This window comes from Actinomyces sp. 432, assembly GCF_009930875.1.
Taxonomy (GTDB): Bacteria; Actinomycetota; Actinomycetes; order Actinomycetales; family Actinomycetaceae; genus Actinomyces.
In genome coordinates this window covers 3,065,756-3,086,392 of sequence record NZ_CP025249.1, presented here as the reverse complement: position 1 = coordinate 3,086,392, position 20,637 = coordinate 3,065,756, and the positions used below count along the sequence as shown (strand labels likewise).

The window sequence follows — 20,637 nt, the reverse complement described above, 5'->3', positions numbered from 1 at the left end:
CCACCATTTCGGCACGTCGCTTCTACCGGTCTCGGTGTGTTACAAGTGCCGGTCTCGGTGGTGGAGGGCGGTCGGTCAGTACTCTGGGTTGCGTAGGCGCGCCCGGCGCACCAGCTTGCGCAGCTCATCGACCCACAGCACCAGCGAGGCCATGGCCACGGCCACCGCCCAGTGCACCAGGTCCAGGCTCGCAGTGGAGAACGCTGCCTGCAGCAGCGGCACCTCCACCACCGCCACCTGTAGCACCACGCCCAGGGCGATCGCGCCCCACAGCCACTTGTTGACCAGCAGGTGCCGGAAGGCGGAGACCGTCTCCGAGCGGGAGTTGACGGTGTTGAACAGCTGCGCCAGCACCAGGGTGGTGAAGGCGGCGGTGCGTGCGGTGGTCAGGTCGTCCACGCTCAGGGAGGTCTCGATCAGCCCGCCGGGCAGGAAGATGTCGAGTGTGCCGAGCGTCGCGGCCGCCATGACGGCGCCCACCAGCAGCACTCCGCGCCACATGGCCCCGTCAATGACCCGTTCGTCAGGCCGGCGTGGCGGTCGCCCCATGACGTCCTCCACGCTCGGGTCCACACCCATCGCCAGGGCCGGCCCGGAGTCGGTGACCAGGTTGATCCACAGGATCTGCGTGGCCACCAGTGGCAGCACCACCCCGGACTCGCTGTGTCCGGTCAGCCCGATCACGCCGGCCAGCACTACCCCGCCGAAGACGGTGAGCACCTCACCCATATTGGATGAGAGCAGGTAGCGCAGGAACTTGCGGATGTTGTCGAAGATCCGGCGGCCCTCCCGGATGGCCGCCACGATGGTGGCGAAGTTGTCGTCCGCCAGCACCATGGTGGCGGCCTCCTTGGTGACCTGCGTGCCGGTCACCCCCATGGCCACGCCGATATCGGCGGAGCGCAGGGCGGGAGCGTCGTTGACGCCGTCGCCGGTCATGGCCACCGTCTGCCCCTGCGCCTTTAGGGCCCCGACGATCCGCAGCTTGTGCTCCGGCGCCACCCGCGCGTACACGTTCACCCTCCCGACGGCGTCCGCCAGCGCGGCGTCATCCATGCCGGACAGCTCCCGGCCGGTGAGCACGCGGGCCCCGCGCGCGGCGATGCCCAGGTCGGCGGCGATACGTCCGGCGGTGGCGGGGTGGTCGCCGGTGATCATGAGTACGCGCACCCCGGCCCGGTGTGCCTCGGCGACGGCGGCGGCAGCCTCCGGGCGGGGAGGGTCGATGATTCCGACGACGCCGGCCAGTGTCAGCCCGTGCTCCAGGTGGTCGAAGACGCCGTCGGTCCCCGCCGTGGCGACGGCGGCCGCCTCGTCGGCGTCCAGGTCCCGGTAGGCCACCGCCAGGGTGCGCAGGGCCCGCCCGGACATGTCTGCGATATGCGCGTTGAACTCCGCGCGCGCAGCCGCGTCCAGGGGCTGGTCGACCTCGCCCACGCGCACCCGGGTGCAGCGCTCCATGAGCACGTCGGGGGCGCCCTTGGCCATCAGGATGGTGGTGCCGTGCTTGGCGTCGGTGTACAGCACGGACATGAGCTTGCGCTCGGAGGTGAAGGGCACCATGCCCACCCGGGTGAAACGGCCCTCGCGACTGCCCTGCGTGCCGAGCTTGCGCTCCGCCACCAGGAAGGATCCCTCGGTGGGGTCGCCGACGACGCTCCAGACCCCGGCATCCTCGGCCAGCTCGGTGTCGGAGGCCATGGCCCCGCCGGACAGGACCACGGTGACCTCATCGCGCAGCGCGCCCGCGAGCGGCTCGTCGTCAGGGCGTCCGTCACGGTCGGCGTCGGGGGCTACGTCGCCGTTGGGCTCGTAGCCGATGCCGGTGACCACGGTGGTGCCGGAGGCGGTGGCCACCTCCTGGATGGTCATCTCCGAGCGGGTCAGGGTGCCGGTCTTGTCCGAGCAGATCACCGAGGCCGAGCCCAGGGTCTCCACGCTGCTGAGCTTCTTGACCACCGCCTGGTGCAGCGCCATCCGCTGCACACCCAGCGCCAGCACCACCGACAGGATCGCCGGCAGCCCCTCCGGCACGGCCGCCACCGCCAGCGATACCCCCAGCAGGAGGGCGTCGATGAAGGACTGCGCGTCCCGCTCGGGCGCGAGTGCCAGCAGGGTGGCCACCACAATCACGGCGATGGCCACCACGATGCCGCCGAGCAGCTTGGACACCCGGGTGATCTCCTGCTCCAGGGGCGTGTCCTCGTCCTCGACGGCGTCGAGCATGCGCGCGATGGCGCCCATCTCGGTGGCGCCGCCCGTGGCGGTGACCACGGCCTGGCCGGAGCCCTGGGCCACGGAGGTGCCGCGGAAGACCATGGCGGTGCGGTCGGCCAGGTCGGCGTCCGCGGCCACGGCGTCGGCACTCTTGGAGACGGCGTCGGCCTCACCCGTCAGGGAGGACTCGATCACGCGCAGGGAGGCGGCACTCAGCAGGCGCGCGTCGGCGCCCACCTGGTCGCCCTCGCCCAGGATCAGCACGTCCCCAACCACCAGCTGCGCCGAGGGGACGACGACGCGCACCCCGTCCCGCAGCACCGTGGAGGAGGCCTGGGTCATGGCGGACAGGGCGGCGACGGCGTCGGCGGCCTTGTTCTCCTGCACGAAGCCGAGCACCGCGTTGAGGGTGATCACCGCGAGGATCACCAGGGCGTCCACGGGCACGCCATGCGCGCCCTCCAGCACCCAGGCCACCGCCGAGATGACGATGGCGATGATCAGCAGGTAGACCAGCGGGTCGGCGAACTGGGCGAGGAAGCGCCGCCAGGCCGGCACCGGCGGCTTGCTGGGCAGCTCGTTGGGGCCGTCGGAGGCCAGCCGGGCCGCGGCGTCGGCGGCGCTCAGGCCAGTGGCGGGATCGGTACCCAGGTCGGCGGCGACGTCGACTCCCGGCAGGGCCCACGGGGCCGCTGGCGATTGCGCGGCGGGAGCAGTGGCGGTGCGTGCGCTCATACCCGTATCTCACCAGCGGTGCAGGCGCGGTACCAGCACCGTTCGCCGCGGGCACTGATTCAGCGCGGTCCCATCCCTGTCCCAGCGGCTGCGAAGGCGCCTATGGGCGGTGCCTGGGTGCGCAATGCGCGGAATAGACGCATCTGACAGCCCGAACAGTGGCCCCGGGCGGCCCTGACGTGATGTGATGAAGCCGGATGAAGCTGCGTAGAGGAAGAGGAGCGCATGGCAGACTCCGCGAATCAGGGCGGTGCCCGCCCCACTGGCCGGAAGCTCGCCCAGGCGGCCAACGCCGGGCGGGTCAACAAGCCCCGTAAGAACGCTGTCCTAAAGCCGCGCAACGCCAGGCACCCCGCCACCGCCGCGGTCCGGGCCGACCAGGCGTCCTCGGGGCGGCGGCGGTTCAACTACCCGCGCGCCGGCAAGGGGCCGATTCACCGCTGGCTGCCCAGCTGGCGCTTCCTCCTGGGCAGCTTCCTGCTCCTGATCGTCATGGCGGTGGCGGGCTTCGCCGTCGCCTACGCCATGATCAAGGTGCCCGAGCCCAGCGAGTTCGCCCAGGCGCAGACCACCACCGTTTACTACGCCGACGGCACCACCGTGATGGGCGAGTTCGCGGAGGTGGACCGGGAGATCATCGACGCCTCCCAGCTGCCCGACTACGTGGGCAACGCCGTGGTCGCCTCCGAGGACCGCTCCTTCTACTCCAACAACGGCATTGACCCCAAGGGCATCGTCCGCGCCTTCGTCAACAACATGCGCGGCGGCTCCCTCCAGGGCGCCTCCACGCTGACGCAGCAGTACATCAAGAACTACTACGTCGATACCACCAGCTCATACTCCGGCAAGTTCAAGCAGGCGATCATGGCCATCAAGATCGACCGGGAGATGAGCAAGCAGGACATCCTCGGCTCTTACCTCAACACGGTGTACTTCGGCCGCGGTGCCTACGGGATCGAGGCGGCATCCGAGGCGTTCTTCGGGCATCCGGCCTCCGAGATGACAGTGTCGGAGTCGGCGCTGCTGGCAGGCATCCTGCCCTCGCCCAGCGCCTGGGACCCCGCCCTGGACCCGGATCAGGCCGCCGCCCGCTGGCAGCGCGTCCTGGACTACATGCTTGAGGACGGCTACATCACCCAGGAGGAGTACGACTCCGCTGAGCTGCCGGAGACCGTGGCCACCCAGACGAAGGAGACCTACGGCGGGCCCACCGGGTACCTGCTGCAGCTGGTGCGGGCCGAGCTCCAGGCCGATGCCGGCATGGAGGCCGAGGACATCGACACCGGCGGCTACAAGATCGTCACCACGATCGACAAGGAGGACCAGGACGCCGCCGTTGCCGCCGTCGAGAACCTGCCCGAGGGCGCCTCGCCGAACCTGCGTGCGGCCCTGGTGTCCATTGACGCCACTACCGGCGGGATTCTGGCCCTGTACGGCGGTGAGGACTACCTGACCAACCAGGTCAACTCCTCCACCGACGCCGTCGCCCAGGCGGGCTCCACCTTCAAGCCCTTCGCGCTGGTGGCCGCCCTGGAGAACGGGGACACGCTCGCGAACGGATACGTAGGCGACTCGCCCATGGTCATCGACGGCGCCACCTTCCAGAACTACCAGAACGTCTCCTACGGCTGGTCGGACTTGGTCAAGGCAACCACCTACTCGATCAACACCACCTACCTCCAGCTCAACCGGGACGTGGACCCGGAGGTCACCAACGAGGTCGCGGTGCGCGCGGGCTATCCGGAGGACACCCTGGGCCTGGACGCCTACGTGCAGAACGTCCTCGGCTCGGCCTCACCCCACACGATCGACATCGCCACCGCCTATGCGACCTTCGCCGCGCAGGGCACCAAGCACCACACCCACATCGTCAACTCGGTCACCAACCCGGCCGGCGCGGTGGCCTACACCGGATCCACCGACGGGGAGAAGGTCTTCTCCGACGACGTCATGGCGGACTCGACCTACGCCATGCAGCAGGTGGTCAATGCCGGCTCCGGGACCACGGCGCTTGCGCTGGGGCGGCCGGTGGCCGCGAAGACCGGATCGTCCTCGGACAACAAGTCGGCGCAGTTCGTCGGCTACACCCCGCAGATCGCCACTGCGGTGACGCTCTACCAGACCGGGGAGGACGGCTCGGAGGAGTCCATCACCCCCTGGGGCTACTACGGCGAGATCACCGGCTCGACGTACCCGGCTGACATCTTCACCGAGTACATGGCCACGGCGCTCGCGGAGCTGCCGATCGAGTACTTCCCCGAGCGCACGGCCGGCTCCTACACCCCCGGTGGCCTGTACGGGACCCCTGCGCCAGTGGCGCCGGTGGAGGAGAGTACGGGGACCGTGGAGCAGCCCACCGCGGAGCCCACTGCGGAGCCCACCGAGGAGGCTACGGACGCCGAGGAGGACGATGACGAGGACTCCGGGACCGACCAGCAGAATGAGGGCGATGAGGAGGACACCGACAACGGCGGCACTCTGAACCCGAACGACCAGAATCAAGAGCAGCAGAACCAGCAGGGCGACCAGAACCAGCAGACTGATCAGGGCCAGGGGCAAGGTCAGGGCTGGGGCCAGCAGGGCGGATGATCTCAACCTCTGCGCGTGTGCCGCGGCTTCTTGGCGCTTGCCGTAGAGCCGGGTGAAGGAGCGTGGCACACCACACGCCGAGTGGCGCCGTCGTCGCCTTTAAGGCGGGCGGCGCCCTCGGGTATGGTGACGGGCGGACTGCCTCGTCGGCGTACGCACCCGCGTAAGCGGCGGCGCGGTCGAACGCATCACCCTCCTGTCACGGAGAGACCGTGACCGCTTCAGACCAGAGGAGGTGGGTACTAAGCATGCGTCATTACGAGATCATGATCATCCTCGCACCCGAGACGGATGAGCGCACCATCGCTCCCACGCTCGAGAAGATGCTGCAGGTCGTCCCCAGCAACGGGGGTACCGTGGACAAGACCGACGTCTGGGGTAAGCGGCGCCTGGCGTACGACATCAAGAAGAAGTCCGAGGGTATCTACGTGGTGGTTGACATGACCGCCACGCCGGAGATCGCCCAGGAGCTCGACCGTCAGCTCGGGCTGAACGAGTCGGTGCTGCGCACCAAGTTGCTGCGCCCCGAGGCCTGAGCGCCTAACCGGAACGGAGACAAGCAATGGCCGGCGATACCGTCATCACGATTATCGGGAATCTGACTGCGGACCCCGAGATGCGCTTCACGCCCTCGGGGGCGGCGGTCGCCTCCTTCACCATCGCCTCCACCCCGCGCAGCTTCGACCGGCAGGCCCAGGAGTGGCGCGACGGGGAGACCCTGTTCATGCGCTGCTCGATCTGGCGCGACGCCGCGGAGAACGTGGCCGAGTCGCTGACCAAGGGCACCCGCGTGATCGCGCAGGGCCGCCTGGTGCAGCGCTCATACACCACCCGTGAGGGCGAGAACCGCACGGTGGTGGAGATGCAGGTGGACGAGATCGGCCCGTCGCTGCGCTACGCCAAGGCTCAGGTCACCCGCCAGCCCCGCGGGGGCGGCCAGGGCGGCTTCAACCAGGGCTCTCAGGGCGGCGGCTACAACGCAGGCCAGCAGGGCGGATACAACCAGGGTGGCGGCCAGCAGGGCGGCTACCAGAGCTCCCAGGGCGGTCAGGGCGGTTACAGCCAGGGCGGCCAGCAGGGCAGCTACAACGCCCCGGCCGGCGGCGCCGCGGATGACCCCTGGGCCACCGGTGGCGCCACCAGCTTCGGTGACGAGCCCCCGTTCTGACCCACGTCTCCTTAACTGTGCAGCATTAGCGCAAACACAACTCTTCGCCCGGTTCGGCCGGGCGCGTGGGCGCGGTCGTCGCCCCGCATCATTCTCGCAATAGACCCACGGGTGCCAGTGGGCGCCCAAGCCAAGGAGTACCACCATGGCGAAGCCCCAGCTTCGTAAGCCGAAGAAGAAGATCGCACCGGTGAAGGCCGTCAAGGTCGGCACCATTGACTACAAGGACACCGCTACGCTGCGGAAGTTCATCTCGGACCGCGGCAAGATCCGCGCCCGCCGCGTGACCGGCGTCTCCGTGCAGGATCAGCGCAAGATCGCCAGGGCTATCAAGAACGCCCGCGAGATGGCCCTGCTGCCCTACACGAGCTCGACCCGCTGATAGGAGGCGCAGATCATGACCACCAAGCTCATTCTCACGCACGACGTGACCAACCTCGGCGCAGCCGGGGAGGTTGTGGAGGTCAAGGACGGCTACGCCCGGAACTACCTCCTGCCCCGCAAGCTGGCCACCCCGTGGACCAAGGGCGCCCAGCGCCAGATCGACCAGATGGCTGAGGCACGCCGCAAGCGCGCCATTGACTCCCTGGAGCAGGCCCAGGAGGCCCGCGCCTGGCTGGCGGGCAACGTTGTCACGGTGAGCGCCGTCTCCGGTGATAACGGCCGCCTCTTCGGAGCCGTCAGCACCGCACAGCTTGCGGACGCCGTCAAGGAGGCCGGTGGCCCGGCCATTGACCGGCGCAAGATCGAGCTCCTCCGTCCGATCAAGTCCACGGGTCGCCACAGCGCCTCCGTGCGACTGCACACCGACGTTGTTGCCCCGCTTGAGGTTAACGTCGTGGCCGCCCGCTGAACCGGGTAGCAGCCGACACGAACAAGCACGCCGTAGCCGACGCGCCGCCAGGCGCGTCGGCTACGGCTTTGTGCGCGGCCGCCGGATGGAACGTGTTAGCCGTGCCCGTGTGTGGCGCTTCCGGTTTGAGAGCGCGGGGCTGTCGAGGCCGGTTTACGGGTGAGGGCGTGCTGTTGCGGGCGGCATCGGGCTGACGCTTCGGCACTTGGCTCCGACGGTTCGTACTTTCTGGTGACGGTTCGTACCTCGGGGTGCCGAACCGTCGAGATGATGTACGAAGCGTCGTCCTGAAGGTACGAACCGTCGGGCGAGAGCACGAACGGTCAGGTCCCGCCAGCCTCCTGTCCCGCCCGGGGTGGGCTGTGCTTTGACGGCCGCGTGCTCACCGCGGAAGTCGTTGCGCCCTGCTACGACGGCTGTATGCGAGTGGTTGTAGTAATAACCGATGGCTCCGTGCCCCGCGCTCAGTGCCGCCAGGCGTCGGAGCGGGCGCGCAGGCCCGTCACCAGGGCGCGCGCGCCCATGAACACCCAGGCGAAGGCTACCCACAGCCACACCAGGCCGTTGCTGCCGCCTACCGCCCCACCCTGGGCGATGATGACGGTGAGCGGCAGGTACGGCACCAGGGTCGCCATCTGCGCCCACGCCAGGTAGCGGCCGTCACCGGCCCCCATGAGCACGCCGTCGAACAGGAAGACGGCTCCCGCCAGCGGCATTGCGGTGGCCGCGACCAGCAGGGCCGGCCGGGAGGCGGCGAGCACCGTTGGGTCGGAGGTGAACAGGTGCGGCAGCCATGGGCTTCCGGCCGCAAGCACCACGCCGATCACCGCCCCCGCGGCCACGCCCCAAGCCAGGCAGCGGCGCAGCACGGCGTCGACCGTGGGGCCGCTACCCGGCACCGTCGGTACGGCGGATGCCTGCGGGGACGCTGAGGAGGGAGTCCGGCGCTCGGCCAGACCCGAACCGGTACGCCGGGAGCTCGGGTCGGTTGGCGTAGCAGAGGTCTGATCCGCGGCAACCTGTGCCGCCCGCGCGGCCTCGGCCCGCCCCAGGGCAGTACCCACAAGTGCCTGCGCGGCGATGGCGAGCGCATCCAAGGCGAAGGCGGTGAAGTTCCACAGCGCGTTGACCACCTGGTGGGCGGCCAGCGCCGTCGCCCCCAGAGCGGTAGCGGCCCAGACCGTCGCCAGGATCGCCGCTCGCAGCGACAAGGTGCGTACCAGCAGGGGCGCACCAGTGCCCAAGGAGGCGCGCAGGCCCGCAGCCCGCGGCGAGGTCGGCACACCCGCCGCGCGCGCCGCCCTGATCACAGGAACCAGCAGCGCCACCGCCATCGCTGTCTGTGCGATAGCCGTGCCCAGGCCGGAGCCGGCGATCCCCATGCGCACCCCGTACAGCAGCGTCGCATTCACGGCCACATTGCCGACCGCTCCCGCCGTAGCCACCACAAAGGGCGTGCGCGTGTCCAACAGGCCGCGCAGCGTGCCCGTGGCCGCATAGACCACCAGCATGCCTGGCAGGCCGGGCGCGGAGGCGCGCAGGTAGGCGACGGCGGCATCTGCCACGGCGCCGTCGGCCCCCATGGCCCCCACCGCCCACGGGGCGCCGACGGCGAGCAGGAGCGCCGCCACCAGGCCGAGCAGTACCGCCAGCCAGGCGCCGTCAATGCCTGCCCTCAGGCCGCCGACCCGGTCCCCGGCACCGAAGCGGCGGGAGGTGGTCGCCGTCGTCGCATAGGCGAGGAACACGAACAGGCCCACGATCGTGGTCAGCAGGGTGGAGGCCAGCGACAGGCCTGCGAGGCTGCCCGCGCCCAAGTGGCCGACCATCGCCGAGTCGATCAGCACGAACAGCGGCTCGGCGACCAGCGCTCCCAGGGCGGGCAGGGCAAGGGAGAGGACCTGGCGGTTCAGGGAGGCGGGCGCCACCCGTGCCGTGATGCTGGACGGGGCGGAATCGCTCGGGTCGGCGCCTGAGCGCGTTGTGCGGGAGCGAGAGGCAGGCGAGTCGGGCACGCGATACTCCATCGGGGTGGGGGGGCGGGCCAGTGTCTCATGCGCCGCTGAGAACGGACCGTGCGCGGGCGGCGCGGCACGGGCGGGGAGCATGTGAGGTTGCGGGGCAGTCCCTCAGGTCGAGGTTGAGGTTCATCCACAGGAATACCCACTTATCCACAGATTTTGATTGCGGTTTGGAGCGGGGGTGCTGTGGCTTGTGACCGTCGGCCACTCGGGGCGGGATTCCGGTGTATTCCAGGGGTTTCACGGAGGTGTGCGGATCGTGGGAGGGAGGGCGCTCCACACCCTGCGCGGCGCGTCGCCCACAGGCAGGTGGGGGTTTTCCACACGTCGGCGGTGGTTGCCCACAGCCTGCAAGAGGTCACCGTTTGCGACCGCCCGGCCGGCCCGCTAGTGTCGCGGCGCGACCCGTCTGGGTGGGGCGCTGCAGGGGAGGGTAGTGACCGACAGATGACCGACGTCGACACCATCGGCGCGCGCGCCCGTGGCGAGGACCGCCCGGTTGACGCCCGCTACGACGGTACTTTTGATCGGGTCCCGCCCCAGGACCTGGAGGCGGAGATGTCCACGCTCGGCGGCATGCTGCTGAGCAAGGAGGCGATCACCGACGTCATTGAGGTGCTGCGCGGCCCCGAGTTCTACAAGCCCGCGCACGAGTCGATCTTTGACGCGATCGTGGAGGTGTATAACCGGTCCGAGCCGGCTGACCCACTGATCGTCGCCGATGAGCTGTCCAAGCGCGGCGAGCTCGAGCGCATCGGCGGCGCGCCCTACCTGGCCACCTTGATGGCTACCGTGCCCACCGCCGCGAACGCCGCCTACTATGCGCGCATTGTCAAGGAGAAGTCGCTGATGCGCGGCCTGGTGCAGGCCGGCACCCGCATCGCCCAGCTCGGCTACTCCACCGACGCCGGTGACATCGATGAGCTCGTAACGCTGGCCGAGTCGGAGGTATACGCCGTCGCCCACAAGGAGGGTGAGCGGGAGGACTACGTGCCCGTCGGGGAACTGCTCAACGAGGCCAACCTTGAGATCGAGGCCGGCCAGGCCCGCGAGGACGGGCAGATGCGGGGCGTGCCCACGGGCTTCGTGGAGCTGGACGAGCTGCTAGGCGGCCTGCACGGCGGGCAGATGATCATCGTGGCCGCGCGCCCCGCCATGGGTAAGTCCACGCTCGCCGTCGACTTCTGCCGCTCAGCGTCGATCCACTCGCGCGGCGCCGACGGCAACCTCATCCCCTCGTGCTACTTCTCCCTGGAGATGGGGCGTATGGAGCTGATGATGCGCATCCTGTCGGCCGAGTCGGGCGTGGCTATGAACAAGCTGCGCGGCGGCAGCCAGATGGACGAGCGCGACTGGGAGGATGTTGCGCGCGCCTACAATCCCGTCTCCGAGGCGCCGCTGTTCATTGACGACTCCCCGAACCTGACCATGCCGGAGATCCGCTCCAAGGCGCTGCGCCTGAAGCAGCACCACGGGCTGGGGCTGATGGTGGTGGACTACCTGCAGCTGATGAGCTCTGGCAAGCAAGTCGAGTCGCGTCAGCAGGAGGTCTCCGAGTTCTCCCGCTCGCTGAAGCTGCTGGCCAAGGAGCTGGACATCCCGGTGGTCGCCGTCGCCCAGCTGAACCGCGGGCCCGAGCAGCGCACTGGCAACAAGCCGCAGATGAGCGACCTGCGCGAGTCCGGCTCGCTGGAACAGGACGCGGACGTCATCATGCTGCTGCACCGGCCCGAGTACTACCAGGAGGAGGAGCGGCCGGGCGAGGCCGACATCATCGTCGCCAAGCACCGCAACGGCCAGACCCGCACCATCCCGGTGGCGTTCCAGGGACACCTGTCGCGCTTCGCCAACATGGCGCGCAACATCACGCCCGAGCCGGCCTACGAGTGATTCGAGTGGGGGCGCTGGGCACCGCGCGCTCGTGCGCGAGGGCTGCGCACAGGCGCTGTCTGGCCCACACCCTGGGCGGCTCGCTGTGGGCGCTGCCGGTGTCCGCCCTGTGGGAGCTCGGCTGAGGCGGGCGTACTCCACTACCTTCGTCGCACTGCACGACCTTGGGGTGCGTTCCACGACCCCGGGGTGGTCGTGGAACGCACCCCAAGGTCGTGAATCGTCTGCTGAGGCGACGTGAACCGTCGTGCCGGGCAGCGGTCGGCGGGCTGCTCGGCGCCGTCGGCCGGATCGGTGGTTCACGGTCGGCCCGGCGCGCGCTCCGGTGCCGTCAGCCGCGGTAGAAGCCCTGGTAGACGTAGGTGAACGGGATGTTGCCGTGCATGCCGGGGTTCACCGACGCGGAGACCACGTTCTTGGCGGTGACGCAGGCGTCCAGCGGGGTGGCGCCCTTGGCCAGCTCGGCGGTGATGGCGGCGGCCAGCGTGCAGCCGGCGCCGTGCATGCGCTCGGTTCCGACCGCCGGCACCTCCAGTACCTCCAGGGTCTGGCCGTCGTAGAAGACGTCGAGCGCGGTGCCGGTGCCGAGCGTGGGGCCGGCCTTGGCCACGACGTTGGGTACGCCCAGGTCGTAGATGCGCTTGGCGGCGTCCTTGAGCTGTTCGACGCTGGTGATCTCATCCACCCCGGCCAGGGTGGCGGCCTCGAACAGGTTCGGGGTGGTGACCTTGGCGCGGGGGAGGATCTTGGCGCGTAGGGCGTTGTCGACGTCGAGGGCGGCACCGGGCTCCTGGCCCTTGCAGATCAGCACCGGGTCCACCACCAGGTTCGGGAACTGGTACTGCTCCAGGGCGGCGTCTACGGCGTCGATCGTGGCGGCGGTGCCGAGCATGCCGATCTTGACGGCGTCGATCGCGGTGTGCACGGTGGCGCAGGCCTCGATCTGGTCGGTGATCACCTGCGGGTCGATCGGCACGAACCGGTGGTCCCAGTTGTTCTTGGGGTCCATGGACACGATGCAGGTCAGGGCCGTGCAGCCGAATACGCCGAGCTGGTGGAAGGTCTTCAGGTCGGTCTGGGCGCCGGCGCCACCGGAGGCCTCGGAGCCGGCGATGGCCAGGGCGATGGGAGGGGTTGCGGGGACAGTGGTGCTCGCGGTTGTGCTTGCCATGCGGCAAAGCATGCCCCGAGCGTAGGCGCGTGTCTACAAAGAAGCTCATATGCCGGTGCTTCGCCGCCGCACCCGGATGGCGAAGCACCGGCACCTGCTCCACCGCCGACGCAGCACGTCGGCGGTGGGGCACCCGGTTAGCCCGGCTGCGCGGCCGTTCCAGAGCGACGTCGGCGCCGCCCGTACGGCGAGCGGCTAGGCGCTGGCTACGGCGAAGCGCTCACCGCGGTGCGCGTCGCGCTCAATCTCATCGACCAGCGCGATGGCCAGATCTGCGGGAGACAGGTTCGCGCCGACCGGACTGTCCTTGCCGACCACATAGGCGCCTGTGGACTGCTCCGAGGGATAGGCCGGAGCGGGGGAGACAAGGGTCCAGGCCAGGGCGTCGCCTGCGGCGCGGAAGGCCTCAAGCACCTCGCTGAAGGCCAGGGCCTCCGGCCTGATCTCGGCGGGGAAGTCGGGTGAGTCGACTAGGCGGTTGCCGTCTGCGTTGAGCAGCGAGCCGGCCCCGCCCACGATCACGAGCCTGCCCGTCGGCCGGGCGGCGATCAGCGCCTTGAAGGCGTCGACGGTGGGCTGCACGGGGCCGCCGGTACGGTCGGGAGAGACGGCGATCACGGTCGCGTCGGCGGCGTTGATCAGGTCGACGATGGCGGCGGTATCGGTCAGGTCGGCGGTCGCGTCCTTGGCGGCACCCTCGGCGTGGCGACCGGAGCGGGAGGCGGAGGTGACGGTGTGTCCGCGGCGGGCGGCCTCGGCCACGACGGCTGCGCCGGTGTTGCCGGTTCCGCCGATGACGGTGATGTTCATGGGGGGCTCCTAGTGCTTGTGGTTTTGCGGGTCGTGCGCCGTCTTTGCTCGCGGTGCGGCGGCCACACTGTTAAGGTATTTATTTGAAACCAAGTACCTCAAGGTAACTATGGAGTTGCTCGTGTCACATTCAATGGATGCTGCCGCGCCCGCTGCGGCGGGGATGGGTGCTGTGCCCGCGGCCGAGGCGGCGCAGGCCGTCCCCGCCGCCACGGGCGCCAACGCAGGCCGGCCGCTCGCCGCTTATGACGTACTGTCGCCCGAGTGCCCGTCGCGCACTGTGCTGCGGCACGTCGTTGACCGCTGGACCCCGCTGATCGTTGCCGTGCTGGTGCAAGGACCACGGCGCTTCGGTGAGCTGCGTCAGGCAGTGGGCGGCGTGACACCCAAGGTGCTGGCGCAGACGCTGCGCTCGATGGAGCGGGACGGGCTGGTGCTGCGCGAGCAGACCCCGGGTGTGCCGCCGCGCGTGGACTACACGCTCACCCCGCTCGGTGCCGGCCTGGCGGAGCCGATCGCCGCGCTGCGCGCCTGGGCGGAGGGCAACGCCGAGCAGGTGCTGGCCCATCGCGAGGCCTACGACCGCGCCCACCTCCAGCCCGAGGAGTAGGTGACCGCTATCCGCCCGCGTTGTGCCGGATCATGTCTGCGGGAAGTCTGAGGAGTGTCTGCGGGCACCGGATGCGGCTATGAGTGTCAGAGAATGCACCACTCTCCGGGCACCTCCCCGGAGCCTGGTCGATTCTGCCGCGGAATTGCGCGGATCGCTACGCAGGTGCGCTGGCGGGCGCCCTTAAAGTGGTGCAATTTGTGACACCTGTCGTGCCTGCGGCGGCATCGCCGCCCGAAAGTGCTCCCGCTCAGCCGCTGAATCGGGGACCATATAGGTATGAGCGCTCCCACACCCGCCGACCCCACCGGCCCCGCATCCACCTGGTCCACCGGAGCCGCGGCTGCCGCCGTGCCCCAGGAGGTCCGCGATGCCATTGACACCGCCCTCGCCACCGCTGAGCTGTCCCGCGCTGAGCGTGAGATCTTCACGACCCGCGTAGAGCGCTGGTACCCGGACGTAGTCGACGGCCTGCTCACCCTCTACGGCGAGCCCGCTGCCGGAAGTACCGCGGTTCGCCTGCTGGCGGAGGCCGCCCGTACCTATGCGGCCCGCAGCTCCGAGCTGCGCCACCTCGATCTGGCCCGCACCCTTGACCCCGCCTGGGTGCAGGACCCCTCCCGCATCGGCTACTCCGGCTACACCGAGCGCTTCGCCGGAGACCTGCGCGGCGTGGAGAAGCGCATCGGCTACCTGCGGGAGCTGGGCGTCAGCTACCTCCACCTCATGCCCCTGCTCACCCCCCGCCCCGGCGACTCTGACGGTGGCTACGCCGTTGCCGACTACCGCTCCGTGCGACCCGACCTGGGTGACATGGACGACCTGGAGCACTTGACCGGTGAGCTGCGCAAGGAGGGCATGAGCCTGGTCATTGACCTAGTGCTCAACCACGTGGCGCGGGAGCACGAGTGGGCCCGGCGCGCCCGCGCCGGCGAGCAGCGCTACCGCGACTACTTCCTCATCTACCCCGACCGCACCGAGCCAGACGAGTACGAGCGCACCCTGCCGGAGATCTTCCCCGACTTCGCACCGGGCAACTTCACCTGGGAAGAGGACCTCGACGGCTGGGTGTGGACCACTTTCAACTCCTTCCAGTGGGACCTGAACTGGCGCAATCCCCAGGTGATGGAGGAGTTCGTCGAGATCGTCATGGAGCTGGCCAACCGCGGGGTGGAGGTGCTGCGCCTGGACGCTATCGCCTTCACCATTAAGCGCAAGGGCACCGACTGCCAGGGGCAGCCCGAGGTCCACTCCATCACCGAGGTGCTGCGGGCACTCACCCGCATCGCCTGCCCCGCCATCGCCCTGAAGGCGGAGGCGATCGTCGCCCCCACCGAACTGCTGCAGTACCTGGGACAGGGACGCTACACCGGCAAGGTCTCCGACTTGGCCTACCACAACTCCCTGATGGTGCAGATCTGGTCCATGCTGGCCAGCCGGTCCGTGAGCCTGGCCGCCCAGACGCTTTCCTCGCTGCCGATCGAGCCGTCAACGGCCACCTGGATCACCTACATCCGCTGCCATGACGATATCGGCTGGGCGATCGATGACGCCGACGCCGAGGCGGTGGGCCTGACCGGCTACTGGCACCGGGTCTTCCTGGCCGACTGGTACACGGGCCTGTACCCGATGAGTGACGCCCGTGGCCTGACCTTCCAGTACAACCCGGTCACCAACGACCGGCGCACCGCCGGCACCGCGGCCTCCCTGATCGGCATTGAGGCCGCGGCGGAGGCGGTGGCCGGGATCGACGAGCACACTCCCGCCTGGCGCGAGGAGGAGCTGCGCACCTGGTTGGAGGAGCGCTTCAACGCCATGCGCTTGGCCTACGCCATCATTTACGGCTGGGGCGGTATCCCCGTGCTGTGGAGCGGCGATGAGCTGGCGCAGTTCAACGACCCCAACTGGGACACCGAGCCGGGCCACGAGTCCGACTCCCGCTGGGCGGGCCGCCCGCGGCTGAGCGAGGCCGCCGTCGCCGAGCGCCACGACCGCTCCACGGTGCCGGGCCGCGTCTTTACCGACTTGGCCCACATGGGCAAGGTGCGGGCCTCACTGCCGCAGTTGAGCGCGGATGTGCGCACCATCGTCGCCCCCGTCGACGACGACGGCGTGCTGGTCACCTTCCGCGACCACCCGCGCGGCAGCTTCGTGGGCGTGTACAACGTGACCCCGGACTGGCGCTCCGTGCCCGCGGCGCGGCTGGCCGAGTACGGGGTGCTCGGAGCGGTGGACGTGCTCACCGACACGGTGCCCTCCGGGTCCACCAGCCTGGAGGGTGCGGGCGACGGCCAGGTGCCGGTGCCGCCCTACGCCGCCTGGTGGCTGGTGCGCTCCACTGACTGACGCGGGCCGGCGCCCATGCGCCGTGCGAGCCAGGGGTCGGTGATGGCGTGGAAGCGGTCGGGGTAGGTGCGGCGCACGCAGTGGGGCGCACCCTCGATCACGACCGTCTCGATAGACGCGTTGGCGCGGCGGGTGATGTTGGTGAGGTTGTCACCGCGCAGCACCACCCGCTCGGTGCCGGTGACGATCAGCGTCGGCACCGCCAGGGAGTCGATGACCTCCTCCCAGGGGGTCGGCGGCGAGACGCAGCCCTGGGCGATGAAGGCCAGGTCGACGCCGCATGCGGCCTCGACGCTGGCGCGGGTCTCCCGCCGCGACCAGGTGGGGTTGTTGCGCATCTCCAGCTCGAAGCGCGCCTGCGGGTCGGCGGCGATCTGCCGCATCTCCCGCACCTGGCGGTAGGCGTTAATGGCTAGTAGATGGCGCCAGACCGGGGTGACGAAGGCCGGATCCTCGGCGACGGCGGCGTCTACCAGGTCGGGTCGGTGCGCGGCCACGTCCAGGCTGGTCACCCCGCCCATGGAGTGCCCGACGACGGCGAGTGGCGCTCGCAGTGGCCCCTCGCCGCGCAGGCCGTGGGCGCGCAGGTCCTCCAGCACGTCAACCAGGTCGGTGGCCAGGCGCTCGCCGGTCGTCGTCTGGTTTGCCAGGTCCGGCTCTTCCCAGCGCGGGGAGTCACCATGGCCGCGGGCGTCCAGGGCGACGATCCGGTAGCCGAAGGCGGACCAGCGGTCCACCGCCTCGATCCAGCAGGCCGCCGAGTCGGTGATGCCGTGGGACAGGACGAGTACCGGCGCGGCGTGGTCATCCAGCGGCCCGGCCAGGTGGCGGGCGAGTGGCGCGACGGCGGGTGCCTCAACGGTGGTCATGCCCGGAGCTTATGCCGCCGCCACTGGTGGTCCCGAACTCGTCTGCTATGTCCGTTTCCCGGCTCCTAGCGTTTTACGGGTGCGGTGGTGGGGCGAGGTGTCTACTGCGCCGGTTGGACGTTAACAACGCTACTTAACGGCCTGCTGTATACCTCGGCGCCCTTCAGCAGACGGTTAACCGGCGTTGTTAACCCCGAAGCGGCGTTGCAGATGGACCCGCTTCCAGACGCCGGGGTTGTCGACAGCCAAGTCCGGCACGGTGAGCCTGCCGGTTCACCGTGCCGGACTCTGCAACACGCGAGCCGCCACACCCTCACACGCGAAGAGCCAGATTGGCCTGCGCACGGCTACCGGCGTCTCAGGCCGCCGTGCGCAGGCCCGCCTCAGGACTCGGTGGACTGGGTTCCGTCGGCCGGAGCCTGGCCGGGACCGCCACCCAAGCCGCCGTTGGTGTTGCCCGAGGGGGCGCCGGGATCGCCCAGGCCGCCGACGTCGCCGGACGGCGCCTGGCCGCCCATGCCGCCCTGACCGCCCATGCCGCCACCCATGCCGGAGCTTAGGGCTGCGGCGGTGCCGGTGGCGGAACCGCCCGAGGTGGTGGCCACCGTGTACTCCTCGCCCTCGGTCAGGCCCAGTACGGTGAGGTACTGCGAGGTGAAGACACTGGTCATCTCCCAGGAGGTGCCGTCCGCGCCGGTGACGGTAATGGTGTCACCCGCGGACACGCTCGGGGAACCGGTGACGCCGATCAGCTGGCTCTCTCCGTTGACATCGACCGCCCCGTCCATGGCGCCCGCCTGGCCGGAGACGACGACCTGCCCTCCGGTCACATATGCGGACCCGTTGGAGTCGATGCCGTCTGAGTAGGTGAAGGACACCTGCACCTGCCCGCCGGAGATGGTCAGCACCGCGCCGTCATCGGACTCGGAGTCGACGTTTTCATACCCCTCGATCACGTAGTCACCGTTGGTGGCGTTGATACCGTCGTCACCCGCGGTGATGGTCAGCGACCCGCCCGAGATGTTGATGAATGCCCCCTGGAGGCCCTCGTCGGCCGCGTCCAGGGTGACGGTGCCCTCCTCCTGCGTGTAGCTGACGCCCGCGTTGACGCCCTTGGGCTTGGTGGACTCGTCGGCGCTGGACTCGTCCTCAGTGTCCGTGGCGTCCTCCGTGCCGACGGCGCTGCCCGAGCCGGTCGCGGCCCCACCCGGCTGGCCGGGTGCCCCGCCGAAGCCCTCCTCCTGGGTGGCATTGGCCTGCCCGCCGCCCGCGGTCACGGCGAGCGTGGTGCCGTCGACGGTGACGTCGGTGGTCGCGGACAGGCCGTCGTCACCGGAGGTGATGGTGATGTCGGCCGCGCCCAGGGCGATGAAGCCCATGGTCTCGTCGTCGTCCTCGGTGGACTTCAGCCCGTCCCCGCCGGCGGTGACGGTGATGGTGCCGCCCGCGATGACCAGGTAGTCCTTGCCGCGGATGCCGTCGTCGACGGCGTCCACCGTGAGCGTGGGCGCGCCCTGGATTATCAGGCCGTTCTTGGAGGAGATGGCGTCATTGCGGTTGCCGGTGACGGTCAGCGCACCGGTGCCGGTGATTACCACGGTGTCGGAGGAGAACAGGGCCGCCGTGGGGGCGTCCGCAGAGGTGTCGGTGTAGGTCTGCCCGTCGGTGAGCGTGTTCTCGGACCCCTCGGCCAGTACGACGACGGCGCTGCCCGCGTCCTGGATGTCGATGGCCGGCCCGTCGGCGTTGGTGATGGAGGCGCCGTCGAGTACCAGCCGCACCTCGGCGTCGTCGGCGTTCACGATCACCTGGCCGTCCGTGAGCTCGCCGGACAGGACGTAGGTGCCGGCGGCGCCGATGGTGATGGTGCCGCCGTCGACGCTCACCCCGCCGGCCCCGTCGCCGTCGACGCTCGCCGAGTCGCCGGACAGGGTGATCGTGGTGGCGGAGGCGGCGGCGTACGTACCGGCGTCGTCGTCCGCGGTCACGGCCGCGGTGACCGCGGAGGTATCGGCGTTGGCCGCCAGGATCTCGGCGGCGCTGGCGCCGGTGGAGGCCTGTGCCACCTCGCTGGTGATGGTGGTCCAGGCCGTGCCGGAAGTGCTGGAGGAGGTGTCGGCCTCGATACCCGTCCCGGATGATGCGGCGCTGGAGGTGCTGCCGACGGAGCAGCCCGCGGCCAGCGCGACCGCGGCGAGCGGGAGCAAGAGCCGGGTGTGAATGCGCCGGGCGGGGACGGTACCGTTGCCCGTCATGCTGCTGAGCGGGTTTTTGGCTGAGAAATTCATGTGTGATGTCCTCGTATTGCTGTGAAGTGACTGGCGGTGGTAGTTGAAAGTGTGTGCGGGTGCGGCTTCCCGGCTACGGCGCTAAAAAGGGTGCACGGAGCCGATTTCCTTGTGACTGCGTGGTGCCGAGGAATTGCCTCAGCTCCCGGGCGCGGCGGTCTTGCACCGCTGCGGGTGAATTCCGGGCTGAGCCGGATGCCCCGAGCCGGGGCGGTTGCTGACTTGCTGGCTCAGGCGGCGGATGCCAGGCTGCCGGGGCCCGCATGGCGTTGGTCGGCGAGCTCGCGGCCGAGTACTCGGTGCCACTTATTGGACGGCAGTTGCGGGTGCAGCAGCGCCATGCCGGTCGCGTACTTGGAGATCTGCGCTGGGCGGTGCCCCTGTGCCCACAGCAACCGGTCCGCAGGTGACGGCGTGGCCGGGTTCTTGGTCTCAACGATCGCCAGGTCTCCGACCGACGCCGTCGCCTCGCCCAGGCCGTCGGAGTCCTGGGGGCCGACGGCGGTCCAGAGCAGGCCGGTATCAACAGTGAGCCGGGCGCCGGCTGCGGGCAGGTTGAGGGTGGAGCGCTCGTAGGAGGTCCTCAGCACCGGCACCAGGTCCTCGGCGACGGCGGCGGCACGCGTCGGCGAGCAGGTGCCGGCGAGGGACAGGCACTCGGCCACGAAGCGGCGCCCGTCCGCGGTAATGCGGTCGGCGTCGTCGAGGTCGCAGGGCATGCGCTTCTTCACCGTGGCGCCGCGCGGTCCCCGAGTCTTGACCTCCAGGAAGCACAGACCAGAATCCAGGTAGGAGCGGGTGCGCACCTTGAAGCGGCGACGACGCTTGCGGGCCGCAAGCAGGTATGAGTCCAGTTCGGGGGTGTCGAAGTAGGTGGAGGCATAGGCGAAGTTGCGCAGGCCGTCAATCCGCAGCACGCGTGCCTGCCCGCTCAGGGAGTTGACGACATCTTGGGCCGCAGCCAGCGGGAGGAGGTACTTGCGGTCAATGCGGGTGAGCAGTCCGGCGGCGGCGTTGAGCTCATCCAGGGTGATTGCCGCCAGATGAGAGGTGCGCAGGTGCTGGGTCAT

The 20,637-nt window shown here is 69.7% G+C and carries 15 protein-coding genes; 8 read left to right on the top strand and 7 right to left on the bottom strand.

What is annotated here, in order from left to right; translation table 11 throughout:
• Positions 1-75 precede the first annotated feature (75 nt).
• Positions 76-2,952 (bottom strand): cation-translocating P-type ATPase, encoded by a 2,877-nt coding sequence (locus tag CWT12_RS13080; protein WP_161925163.1) that lies wholly within the window; start codon positions 2,950-2,952, stop codon positions 76-78.
• A gap of 225 nt (positions 2,953-3,177) precedes the next feature.
• Here CWT12_RS13080 and CWT12_RS13075 point away from each other — a divergent pair, with 225 nt between their 5' ends.
• The 5 genes from CWT12_RS13075 (at position 3,178) to rplI (ending at position 7,562) form a co-directional block, all read left to right on the top strand.
• Positions 3,178-5,541: a transglycosylase domain-containing protein gene (locus tag CWT12_RS13075; RefSeq protein ID WP_161925162.1), complete on the top strand. Its 2,364-nt coding sequence runs from the start codon at positions 3,178-3,180 to the stop codon at positions 5,539-5,541.
• 248 nt (positions 5,542-5,789) lie between these two features.
• The gene (gene rpsF, locus CWT12_RS13070; RefSeq protein WP_161925161.1) at positions 5,790-6,077 is read left to right on the top strand and encodes a 30S ribosomal protein S6; all 288 of its coding nucleotides are present in this window, start codon (positions 5,790-5,792) and stop codon (positions 6,075-6,077) included.
• 26 nt (positions 6,078-6,103) lie between these two features.
• Positions 6,104-6,709 (top strand): single-stranded DNA-binding protein, encoded by a 606-nt coding sequence (locus tag CWT12_RS13065; RefSeq protein WP_161925160.1) that lies wholly within the window; start codon positions 6,104-6,106, stop codon positions 6,707-6,709.
• A 145-nt stretch (positions 6,710-6,854) separates the two neighbouring features.
• Complete coding sequence (rpsR, locus tag CWT12_RS13060) at positions 6,855-7,091, top strand: 30S ribosomal protein S18 (RefSeq protein ID WP_161925159.1); 237 nt, start codon at positions 6,855-6,857, stop codon at positions 7,089-7,091.
• Positions 7,092-7,106: 15 nt separating this feature from the next.
• Positions 7,107-7,562, top strand: coding sequence for a 50S ribosomal protein L9 (rplI, locus tag CWT12_RS13055; protein WP_161925158.1), 456 nt, complete (start codon positions 7,107-7,109; stop codon positions 7,560-7,562).
• Positions 7,563-8,026: 464 nt separating this feature from the next.
• Here the strand turns inward: rplI and CWT12_RS13050 are convergent, their stop codons facing one another.
• Positions 8,027-9,577: an MATE family efflux transporter gene (locus CWT12_RS13050; protein ID WP_442862535.1), complete on the bottom strand. Its 1,551-nt coding sequence runs from the start codon at positions 9,575-9,577 to the stop codon at positions 8,027-8,029.
• Positions 9,578-10,030: 453 nt separating this feature from the next.
• Here CWT12_RS13050 and dnaB point away from each other — a divergent pair, with 453 nt between their 5' ends.
• Complete coding sequence (dnaB, locus tag CWT12_RS13045; protein ID WP_272927755.1) at positions 10,031-11,473, top strand: replicative DNA helicase; 1,443 nt, start codon at positions 10,031-10,033, stop codon at positions 11,471-11,473.
• A 331-nt stretch (positions 11,474-11,804) separates the two neighbouring features.
• Here dnaB and thiD read toward each other — a convergent pair whose 3' ends face one another.
• Together thiD and CWT12_RS13035 are read right to left on the bottom strand one after the other, a co-directional pair.
• Positions 11,805-12,644 carry a bifunctional hydroxymethylpyrimidine kinase/phosphomethylpyrimidine kinase gene (gene thiD / locus CWT12_RS13040; RefSeq protein ID WP_161925157.1) on the bottom strand — a complete coding sequence of 280 codons (840 nt, stop codon included), beginning with the start codon at positions 12,642-12,644 and terminating at the stop codon, positions 11,805-11,807.
• Between the two features lie 195 nt (positions 12,645-12,839).
• Complete coding sequence (locus tag CWT12_RS13035; RefSeq protein ID WP_161925156.1) at positions 12,840-13,454, bottom strand: NAD(P)-dependent oxidoreductase; 615 nt, start codon at positions 13,452-13,454, stop codon at positions 12,840-12,842.
• Between the two features lie 121 nt (positions 13,455-13,575).
• Between CWT12_RS13035 and CWT12_RS13030 the strand changes: the two genes are divergently transcribed.
• On the top strand, positions 13,576-14,064 hold the full coding sequence (locus tag CWT12_RS13030) for a winged helix-turn-helix transcriptional regulator (protein WP_237564206.1): 489 nt from the start codon (positions 13,576-13,578) through the stop codon (positions 14,062-14,064).
• A gap of 279 nt (positions 14,065-14,343) precedes the next feature.
• The gene (locus tag CWT12_RS13025) at positions 14,344-16,410 is read left to right on the top strand and encodes an alpha-amylase family protein (protein WP_161925155.1); all 2,067 of its coding nucleotides are present in this window, start codon (positions 14,344-14,346) and stop codon (positions 16,408-16,410) included.
• Here CWT12_RS13025 and CWT12_RS13020 read toward each other — a convergent pair.
• The 3 genes from CWT12_RS13020 to CWT12_RS13010 form a co-directional block, all read right to left on the bottom strand.
• Entirely contained in the window at positions 16,374-17,279 is a 906-nt protein-coding gene (locus CWT12_RS13020) for an alpha/beta fold hydrolase (RefSeq protein ID WP_161925154.1), read from the bottom strand. The genes CWT12_RS13025 and CWT12_RS13020 overlap by 37 nt on opposite strands.
• 383 nt (positions 17,280-17,662) lie before the next feature.
• Positions 17,663-19,534 (bottom strand): carbohydrate-binding domain-containing protein, encoded by a 1,872-nt coding sequence (locus tag CWT12_RS13015; RefSeq protein WP_161925153.1) that lies wholly within the window; start codon positions 19,532-19,534, stop codon positions 17,663-17,665.
• A gap of 263 nt (positions 19,535-19,797) precedes the next feature.
• Positions 19,798-20,637 carry a polyphosphate polymerase domain-containing protein gene (locus tag CWT12_RS13010; protein WP_161925152.1) on the bottom strand — a complete coding sequence of 280 codons (840 nt, stop codon included), beginning with the start codon at positions 20,635-20,637 and terminating at the stop codon, positions 19,798-19,800.